Below are 9397 nucleotides of genomic sequence, written 5' to 3'. Positions count from 1 at the left end.
TTAAACTATTTATCAGTGGCATAATCTAGTAATGTGCTAGGTGGAATAAATTAAATTTAAAAGTTCCGTACCTATATTTGTGTGAAAGGAGTAAAAAGCCTATGGGTCTTTTTGGAATTTTTCGTGGGAATAATAAAAAGCAGAGAAATGATTATAAGAAAGCAACTTATGAAAAAGGACCTTTTATGATAACATGTCCTTTTTGCTTCAAAAAGTTTAAAACTGATCAAGTAGTTTTTAGGGCGTCACATTCAGAAAAAGGAGATCCTGAATATGAAAAAGCTGTGGATGAATTGCTTAATCAATATAATAAAAAAGTTGGTAAGGGAACTTTAGGTGAAATAAATGCTATAGTTAGGGCGGAAGGACTTCCAGAGAGCAATAAGATTAGAGTAGATGGGGTGCTCATAGAAATTAAAGATAAGTATGATATAAGTACTAGTGAAAGATTATGTCCTTATTGCCATAATGAGCTTCCAATAACTTCAGGAAGAGGTACTTCGAAAATTATTTCTGTTGTAGGGGCTTCACAGGCAGGAAAGTCTGTATATATGACAACTCTTCTATATGTATTAGAAAGATATACCTGTGAAAGAATTGGTGCTTCTCTTATAGCAGGCAGTTCAGCTTATAATGATGAAATAAGAGAAAACCAAGAAAGAATTTTTGATAAAAATATAATGTTGGATCCAACACCAAAACAGCATATAGATCCATTGATAGAAAACTTAAAATTTAAAGAAGATAAAATACCACCTATAACACTTATTTTTTATGATGTACCTGGTGAAGGAATGACTGATAAAGCGTACATAGAAAAACATGGAGAACATATAAAAAACTCCGATGGAATAATATTTCTTGTAGATCCTCTTCAGATGAGAGCTTTGAGAAAGAAGATAAGTATAGCAAACAGAGAATTAAAAGGTGACTTTACAGAAAAATATCAAGAGCCAAAAGATATAATTGTATATCTATTTGAGAACTTTATATCTAAGCAGTCCCGTGAAAAGACTAACATACCTACAGCAATAGTAGTTACTAAGAGTGATATGCTCAGAAACTTAAATGATGAAGAATACATAAGTGAAAACAGTAATATATTTAGAAAGTATAACCATAGAAAGTTTTTTAACTTAAATGAATTTGAGAATATAGACGGTGAAGTTAGAAAGTTCTTAGCAAAAGTAGACAGTCCCTTTAAAGGAGCTATGGATACTTATTTTGGAACTACAGGATATTTTGCAGTATCATCCTTAGGTTGTAATCCTCAGAATCTCCAAATAGACACAAGTACTAGTGTAAACCCTCTAAGAGTTGATGAGCCATTTTTATGGCTGCTTTACCAGATGAATTATTTAGATGGGGGAAGGGAGTAAAAAATGATTCAACAACAATATTATACAAGAGAAAGAAGAGGAATATTCAGTAGAACTCCAGGGTATGATACGGTAGCTAAAAGTAAGGAACTGAATAAGGAATTTATAATAAATACTCTTCATGACTTGTGTTTTTATGAAGCCCCTGCATTACTAGCTGGAGAAGAAGATATATTAAAATATCCAAATGCTTTATTCTGTGTAAATACAGAGGATAACCAAATGGTAGTTGGTCAATCTGTTTTTGCAGGTAAAGATTATACTGGTGAAAGAAACCGATACTTTACCCATAGTTACATAATTCCAAAGGAAGAAAAAGAGAAATACTTAGAAAATCCTGAAAGAATAATATATTCTACAGGATTTGCACGAGATTATAGTATAGAAGGAGGAATGATTATTCCCGAAGTTTCTGATATTGGAATTAGACAAGATGAGGAAGGGTTCAATTCCATAGAAGAAATGTTTTCAGCTGTTGGCATAGATAGTGAATTATTTGTTTATCTCATTAAAGCTTGCTTTGATGGAGCTAAATTTGGGAAAAAGATATATATTGTATTAGATTTAGAAGATAGTAACATAACATTACTTGCAAAAGGAGTACTAAAATATTTATATAGAGTGCTTCCTTTTGAAGTAAGAAGAAAAATAGGGTTTATAACTTACATGAAAGAACCTAAAATAAAAGATTTAATAAATATTATATTCCTATGTAAAGGAAGTATAAAAAGGCTTACAACGGAAATAAAAGCAGGCTATGTTTTTGATATAGGAAGCAAAAACTTTTATCTAGATGGAATTGATGAAGAAAAGCATATTTTTTTTGATTTTATTATGGAAAATATAGAAAACGTAGAAAAATTAAATGAATTTTTATATAAAGCAGATAAGCTTCATAGTGAAGATAGATTAGATCTTTGTAAATATGATAATCTTTTGGAATCCATAGAAGAAAATAAAAAAAATATTGATGATATTCAAAATGGAGAAAGAAGAACTTGTATTAAAACTTCAGAAAAAGTCCATAAGGAACTCCAAGAACGGGAAAATTCCAGTGATAAAAAAGCAAGTTCCTTTCCTATTTGGAATAAACTTGTAAATTTTATCAAAAGAATTAAAGATAGTCTCGTATCATAGTATTTTGTGTAAGTAATGAAAAGTTGAGGTGATTTACCATTGTTTAAATGTAGAAAATGCGGAACTGTATTAGATGAAAATGATAAATTTTGTGGTTATTGTGGTACAAAACAAGAAAGTAATAAAAAAGAAGTTGTAGTAGATAGAGTAGATGAAGCAGACAGACATAAAGTAAATGAAAATAAAGAAGATGCATATGAAGTAAATGTAGATAAGGTAAATATGAATAACGTAGATATGCCTATTAAAAACCATGAACAGGCTAAGCCGACTAATCAGTCTAGTGAAGATAGTTCTAATGATGGAAAAAAACAAATCATAGAAAGCAAAAAACATATAGAAGATACACAAGGTATAGATTATGGGCAATTGAAAAATCATAATATTTATACACAGGATAAATTAGATGAAATATTAAAAGTAAAAACTAAAATTAACCCAGATATAAATAGTAAAAAACCAAGGAAGAATAAATCATTTACTCCTATAATTATATTTTTGTTTGTTTTGGCATTTACAGGTAGTTACATATTCTTTAGCATGAGTTCAACAAAAAATAGTTCTAAGACAGATGATACCAGCACTACTTCTATAAATTCTAATAATTCCAGTAAAGAAAAGTCAAGTGTACCCACAACCAAATCTATAAGTCAAACTAATAAAGTAAGCAAAAAAACAGGTGGATATATACTTCCAAACAGCGACAAAGAACCTTTAACTTCTTATGATCTCAAGAATATGAGTAAAGAACAATTAGCTTTGGCAAGAAATGAAATATTTGCAAGGCATGGTTATAAGTTTGGAGAGCCTTTTAAAAGTTATTTTCAAAGTAAATCCTGGTATAGCGTTAATCCAAATTATACAAATGATATGAAGGAACTTTCACCTCTTGAGAGACATAATGCAAAAACCATATTAATAGCAGAGGGAAAGGGAGAGAATTTAGACCCAAATTATGATGCAGATTACTATGAGAATAACTACAATGGGGCAAATAATAGTGAAAGTAATAATAAAGATTATCACTATATACAAAGTGCTATAGTTGGTTATTTAAACAACATGGCTGAGGCTATTAATAGTAATGATTATAGTAAAGTAAGTCCTTATATAGTACCTGATAGTAAATTAGAAATGTATCAAAGGAAACTTATTAAAAACTTAAATTCGCAAAACATAAAGGAAAAATGGAAGAACTTTAGGATAACAAATATTCAACATATTGATAACGGGTTATATAAGGTAAGTACTCATGAAACCTATGTTATTTACAGTGGTGGAGAAGAAAGACAAAAAGAATTTGATTATGTTTATACTGTTGAAGGTAATGGCACTACTTGGGGATTAAGTAACATAGAGAATTAAGAAGTAAAGAAAGAGTTTGGAACATAGCTGGTTTTGCTTTAATTATACTAAAGCAAATAATTTAAAAGCCTTTAACGGAACTTTACTAGAAAAAATGTGATATAACAAATTTATAATTAAAATATTAAAGTCAGTGGATAGCTTAGAATTTATAAAAGCTATCCATTGGTTTGCGTAAATACATATATTTATCTACACTGCCCAAGCTCATAGATCCCTATAGTTATGTTTTCCTTGTTCTGAGTAACGTTCTTAAAAACAAATACTGATAATATCAAAACAAGAATTCCAATGATAAGTCTGGTAATACTAAACTTATCACTATATATCCATGGTAAAACTCCAATCATAAAAGCATAACCGTTGTTAATAAAGTGTAAAAATATACATGGAATTAGTGAGTTAGTTTTAAGATATACAATTCCTGATAGCACACCTAAGAAAAATACATTCACGAATTGTATTAAATTTAAGTGGAAAAATGAGAATAATGCTGAAGAAACAATTATTGATAACATTGGAGTATACCTTTTACTAAGTTGTTCTAATATAATTCCTCTAAAAATTGCCTCCTCAAAAATTGGAGCGACAAAAAGTATACTTATAGCTGCCAGAGCAGGAACCTTTAGCATTTCATTTAAGGCTTGTTCAACCCAACTGCTCTTATTTATTGCTGATAAAAGCAGAGACAGAGTGTTATCATAGCATATTCTATAACCTATAAAAGCCATTAAGATAAATATATATATTTTTAAATCTATTTTCCAGGTGATTTTAAGATAAAATTTTTTTGTGTTAACATATTTTTTTATAAAGAGAATATAAGCCGCTACTTCCATAAACAAACTCATATAACTATCTATGCTGTTAACTTTTATTCCATACACTTCAAATATACTTATAATTGTCCTGCTTAAAATAAAAAGCAGTATTCCCACCACAACTTGATATAGAAAAATTGATAACAAAGCCTGTATACTTTCGTTTAAGTTCATTCCCGTATTCAACTGCCGTAATTCGATGCTTTCATGCATTTAAATTTACCCCCTCGTGATTATGTGTTGGTTATTATCTTAATTTATTATGTTCTAACCATATTATAGTATTTTATATAAGTAATTACAAACAAAAGTTCCAAAATTTAGCTTTTAGCTATAGGTATTTTATGAGGTTCTTAGGTAGAAACTTAAATGCAGCACCGAATATATTAGCATACTTCGTTACGTTAGATATCTTTAATTATCCTAAGGTTCAAAGGCTTTTATTGCATTTTCGATAAAACTAACAAAAAATATTAGACTTTATAAAAAAGGTATAATACAATAATATTGTCACTATTTGCAATATTATTATACTAGGGAGGAAAACAAAATGTTTAAAACAAATGAGTATTTTGATGGAAAAGTAAAATCATTGAGCTTTAACACAGCTGAGGCGCCTGCAACAATAGGAGTTATGGCAATAGGAGAATATGAATTTGGAACATCAAGCAAAGAAATTATGACTATAACAAGCGGAAAAATGGAAGTAAAACTTCCAGGAAGCGATGAATGGAAAGAATATAAACAGAACGATACATTTATAGTAGAAGCAAACAATAAATTTCAAGTAAATGTTAAGGAAGAAACATCTTATCTTTGTTTATATAAATAGGAAGTGTATCTTGTTTATTATTTATAGTTAGAATATACATAGGAAAGTGTCTCGGTAGTTGGGACACTTTTTTTATTATAATTAATTTTATAGGATTCCAAAGTAGAAACTTAACTTATACTTCGGAATATGTTGCCAAACTTCAGCACGTTAAAAACTTTTAATCAGTCTAAAGTTCGTGTTTTTGAAAATCTAAGAAACTTTGATAAACTCGTACCTCAAACATATCAAAGCTCCTAAGACTTTTTAAAAACACTTCACTAAGACTGATAAAAAAGTTTTTAAATGTGCTTCAGTTTTGTCAACATATTCCTACGTATAAGTTAAGTTTCGAGCTAGAAACCCTATATCTTATTACGCTTAGCTTTATATCAATTTTACGTAACTAATAATGTTAACAGAGCTTTTAATCAAAAAGAAAGATAAGGTGATATGGATACAGCCTTTGCTTTTAATGATAGTAAAAAATTAAAACTTTAAACAGTGTAAAAGATACTATATGAATTAAAAATATGTAATGTATGGTATAATATGGTATAAACTTTAATGAATTTATAGAATAAGTTTATTTTAAAGTAATACTGTATTTGGAGTGATGGGTTATGGTAACTATCAACGTTTGTGTAGGAAGTGCATGTCACCTTAAGGGTTCTTATGATATTATTGAAGCCTTTCAACAATTCATAGAAACTTATAAATTAAAGGACAAAGTTGAATTAAAAGGAGCATTTTGCCTAAGCCATTGTACAGAAGGTGTATCAGTTAAATTTGATGATGAGGATACAATCTATTCACTAAGAACAACAAATGTAGAAAGTTTTTTTAAGGAGCAAGTTATGGGGAGGATAAGTTAGATGAAATATATGAACTTTTCCAGTGCAAATTGCAAAAACTGCTACAAGTGTTTACGGTCATGTCCAGTTAAGGCTATAAAGTTTAAAAATGAACAAGCTGAGGTGGTAGAAGATAGATGTATTGCCTGCAGCAATTGTTTTTCTATATGTCCTCAAAATGCAAGGCATATAGTCAGTGATCTTGGAAAAGTTAAACAAGCTATTGTGGAAGGCAGGAAAGTAATAGCTAGTATAGCACCTTCTTTTGCTGGAGTATTTGATATAACGCCAGGTAAACTTGCCGCATTGTTAAGAAAACTTGGATTTTTATATGTGGAGGAAACTGCTGCTGGTGCGGATATAGTGTCAAATTTATATGAGCGATATATAGAAAATAGTAATATAGATAACTATATATCCACTGCATGTCCATCTACTAATCATCTTATTGAGAAGTATTACCCAAGCCTTGTTAAGTATATGATACCAGTAGTATCACCTATGATTGCTCACGGTAAAAGCTTAAGACAAGTATATGGAAAAGATAGCTTTGTTGTATTCATAGGACCCTGTATAGGTAAAAAAATTGAATCAGAAAGCTTTCTAAATAAAGAAATAATAGATGCGGTTTTAACCTTTGAAGAAATTCCTCTTTGGGCTGGAGAATTAAATATTGATATAGATAAACTTGAAGAATCCAGCTTTGATAGAAATTATTTTAAATTGGGAAAAAAATATCCCGTGTTAGGAGGAATAGTTAGCTGTATTAGCAACACGTTGAAAAATAAGAAACTTCAAGCACTTTCTATTAGCGGTACGGAAGAATGTATGGAGTTATTTAATTCTATTAAGAAAGGACAAGTAACTAACTGTTTCCTTGAAGTAAGTGCTTGCAGAGGAAGCTGTATTGGTGGGCCTAGTATGGTTAAAAATGAAAAAGGGTATTATGTAAGATTGCAGAAGATTAAGAGTTACATCAGCGACATTGAAGAAAAGAACTATAGTCATATTTATGTACAAGATACTATAGAGTATGAAACATCATTTATTGATAAGAGTGTTATAAAGAAGAAAGCTTCAGAAGAGCAAATAACGGAAATAATGAGAGACATGGGCAAGTATGGACCGGAAGATGAGCTTAATTGTGGTGTGTGCGGATACAATACCTGCAGAGAAAAGGCTCAAGCTGTATTTGAAGGTATGGCAGAAACTACAATGTGTCTGCACTATATGAGAAGCAGAGCAGAGAGTTTAAGCAATGTAATATTTGAAAATACACTTAACTGTATAATACTTTTAGATGGCTCAATGAAGGTAAAAGAAATTAACCCAGCGGCAGAAAAGGCATTTACTATTAGTGCTAAAAATATAAAAAATAAGTCAATTTCTTTAATTATTGAGGATAAAGACTTTAAATATGTGAAAGAAACAGGAAAAGGTATAATAAGTAAAAAAGTATCTTACCCAAAGTATGGCTTAGACTTCATAGAAACAGTAGTTTACCTCCCAAAACAAGATATGTTACTAGTAGTTATGATAGATATCACTATGGAAGAAAAAAATAAACAAGAACTTATGAAGCTTAAGGAAAATACAATTAATGCTGCTCAGCTAGTAATTGAAAAACAAATGAGAGTTGCTCAAGAAATTGCAAGCTTGCTTGGGGAAACCACAGCTGAGACTAAGATAACTCTAACAAAGCTTAAGAAAATAGTTGAAGGGGAAAATCATAGTATACTGTGAGGTGATAAGAATATATGGAATACTTTGTGGATGTTGCATATGGTACTCTAGTTAAGTATGGTGAAGAGTTACCTGGTGATATGGTAAATATAATTAGGATGAAGGAATGTACAATAGTTATTATGGCAGACGGACTAGGAAGTGGGGTAAAAGCTAACATTTTAGCAACTTTAACTTCTAAAATAGCAGGTACAATGCTGAAGGAAGGAGCCAATATATACGAAACAGTAGATACAATTGCTAATACTCTTCCAGTATGCAAAGTTAGAAATATTGCTTATTCAACCTTTACTCTAATGAAGATATACAATGATGGTAGGGTGTATATTGCAGAGTATGACAACCCTCCAATATTTATGATGAGATATGGAGAGAGTATAAATATCCTGAAAAATCCTCTTTTAATAAATGAACAAAAAATTATGGAAAGTAATATGGTTTTAAAAGAAGGAGATACACTAACCGTAGTTAGTGATGGTGTAATTCATGCTGGTATAGGAAATACATTAAATCTTGGATGGCAGTGGAGTGATGTTGAAAAGTATCTAAAAAAAAGATCCTTGGACAATTTGGAGGCACAGAGATTAACTAAAGACTTGCTTGAAGTATGTTGGGACTTATATTGTGGGAAACCGGGTGATGATACAACTGTTGTAACTATTAAAATGAGAGAACCTTGTTTTATAAATCTTTTTACTGGACCACCTAAGAACAGAGCCATGGACAGTAAAGTAATAAAAGAATTTATATCAAGTCCTGGTAAAAAAATAATATGCGGCGGTACTGCAGCAAATATTGCAGAGAGAGAGCTAAATAGAAAACTCAAGGTTAACTTAGATTTTTACGATAGGGACACTCCTCCTACAGCAGTTATGGACGGAATAGATCTAATTACAGAAGGGGTTCTAACACTAAACAAAGCTATAGATGAGATAAAAAAATATGGAAGTAACTTTTCAAAAGAAAATAAAAATATTAATTATAAGGGTAGTGACGGAGTATCTAAGTTGGTTAAAATGTTGGTTCAAGAATGCACCCACTTAAATCTTTGGGTAGGAAAAGCAATAAATCCAGCTCATCAAAATCCAGATTTCCCTATGGACTTAAGTATTAAGCTTAAACTTGTAGAAGAACTATGCAAAACTTTGGAGAGTATCGGGAAAAAAGTAAACATAAATTATGTGTAGAATGGGGTGTGGAACTTATATAGGGTACGGAACTTTTAAATTTAATTTATTCCACCTAGCACATTACTAGATTATGCCACTGATAAATAGTTTAAGAAAG

General features: G+C 30.4%; 8 protein-coding genes. 7 read left to right on the top strand and 1 reads right to left on the bottom strand.

What is annotated here, in order from left to right:
* The first annotated feature begins 101 nt into the window (after window positions 1-101).
* From HGI79_RS21595 to HGI79_RS21585, 3 genes are read left to right on the top strand one after another with little or no spacing between them, the layout of a single operon-like run.
* Window positions 102-1379: a TRAFAC clade GTPase domain-containing protein gene (locus HGI79_RS21595; RefSeq protein ID WP_185652735.1), complete on the top strand. Its 1278-nt coding sequence runs from the start codon at window positions 102-104 to the stop codon at window positions 1377-1379.
* A 3-nt stretch (window positions 1380-1382) separates the two neighbouring features.
* On the top strand, window positions 1383-2516 hold the full coding sequence (locus HGI79_RS21590; RefSeq protein WP_185652734.1) for a hypothetical protein: 1134 nt from the start codon (window positions 1383-1385) through the stop codon (window positions 2514-2516).
* Between the two features lie 39 nt (window positions 2517-2555).
* Window positions 2556-3881 (top strand): TcaA NTF2-like domain-containing protein, encoded by a 1326-nt coding sequence (locus tag HGI79_RS21585; RefSeq protein ID WP_185652733.1) that lies wholly within the window; start codon window positions 2556-2558, stop codon window positions 3879-3881.
* 188 nt (window positions 3882-4069) lie between these two features.
* Here HGI79_RS21585 and HGI79_RS21580 read toward each other — a convergent pair whose 3' ends face one another.
* Window positions 4070-4915, bottom strand: coding sequence for a CPBP family intramembrane glutamic endopeptidase (locus tag HGI79_RS21580; protein ID WP_185652732.1), 846 nt, complete (start codon window positions 4913-4915; stop codon window positions 4070-4072).
* 337 nt (window positions 4916-5252) lie between these two features.
* On the opposite strand from HGI79_RS21580, the gene HGI79_RS21575 reads away from it, so the two are divergent.
* The 4 genes from HGI79_RS21575 to HGI79_RS21560 all read left to right on the top strand — a co-directional run bounded on the left by HGI79_RS21575 (window position 5253) and on the right by HGI79_RS21560 (window position 9297).
* Complete coding sequence (locus HGI79_RS21575; protein WP_185652731.1) at window positions 5253-5534, top strand: pyrimidine/purine nucleoside phosphorylase; 282 nt, start codon at window positions 5253-5255, stop codon at window positions 5532-5534.
* A 602-nt stretch (window positions 5535-6136) separates the two neighbouring features.
* Window positions 6137-6388 (top strand): (2Fe-2S) ferredoxin domain-containing protein, encoded by a 252-nt coding sequence (locus tag HGI79_RS21570; RefSeq protein WP_185652730.1) that lies wholly within the window; start codon window positions 6137-6139, stop codon window positions 6386-6388.
* The gene (locus HGI79_RS21565) at window positions 6389-8110 is read left to right on the top strand and encodes a [Fe-Fe] hydrogenase large subunit C-terminal domain-containing protein (RefSeq protein ID WP_185652729.1); all 1722 of its coding nucleotides are present in this window, start codon (window positions 6389-6391) and stop codon (window positions 8108-8110) included. It begins immediately after the preceding gene.
* Between the two features lie 14 nt (window positions 8111-8124).
* Window positions 8125-9297, top strand: coding sequence for a SpoIIE family protein phosphatase (locus tag HGI79_RS21560; RefSeq protein WP_185652728.1), 1173 nt, complete (start codon window positions 8125-8127; stop codon window positions 9295-9297).
* Window positions 9298-9397: the final 100 nt, after the last annotated feature.

Source organism: Clostridium sp. DJ247 (assembly GCF_014231265.1).
This window is presented reverse-complemented; position numbering and strand designations above follow the sequence as displayed.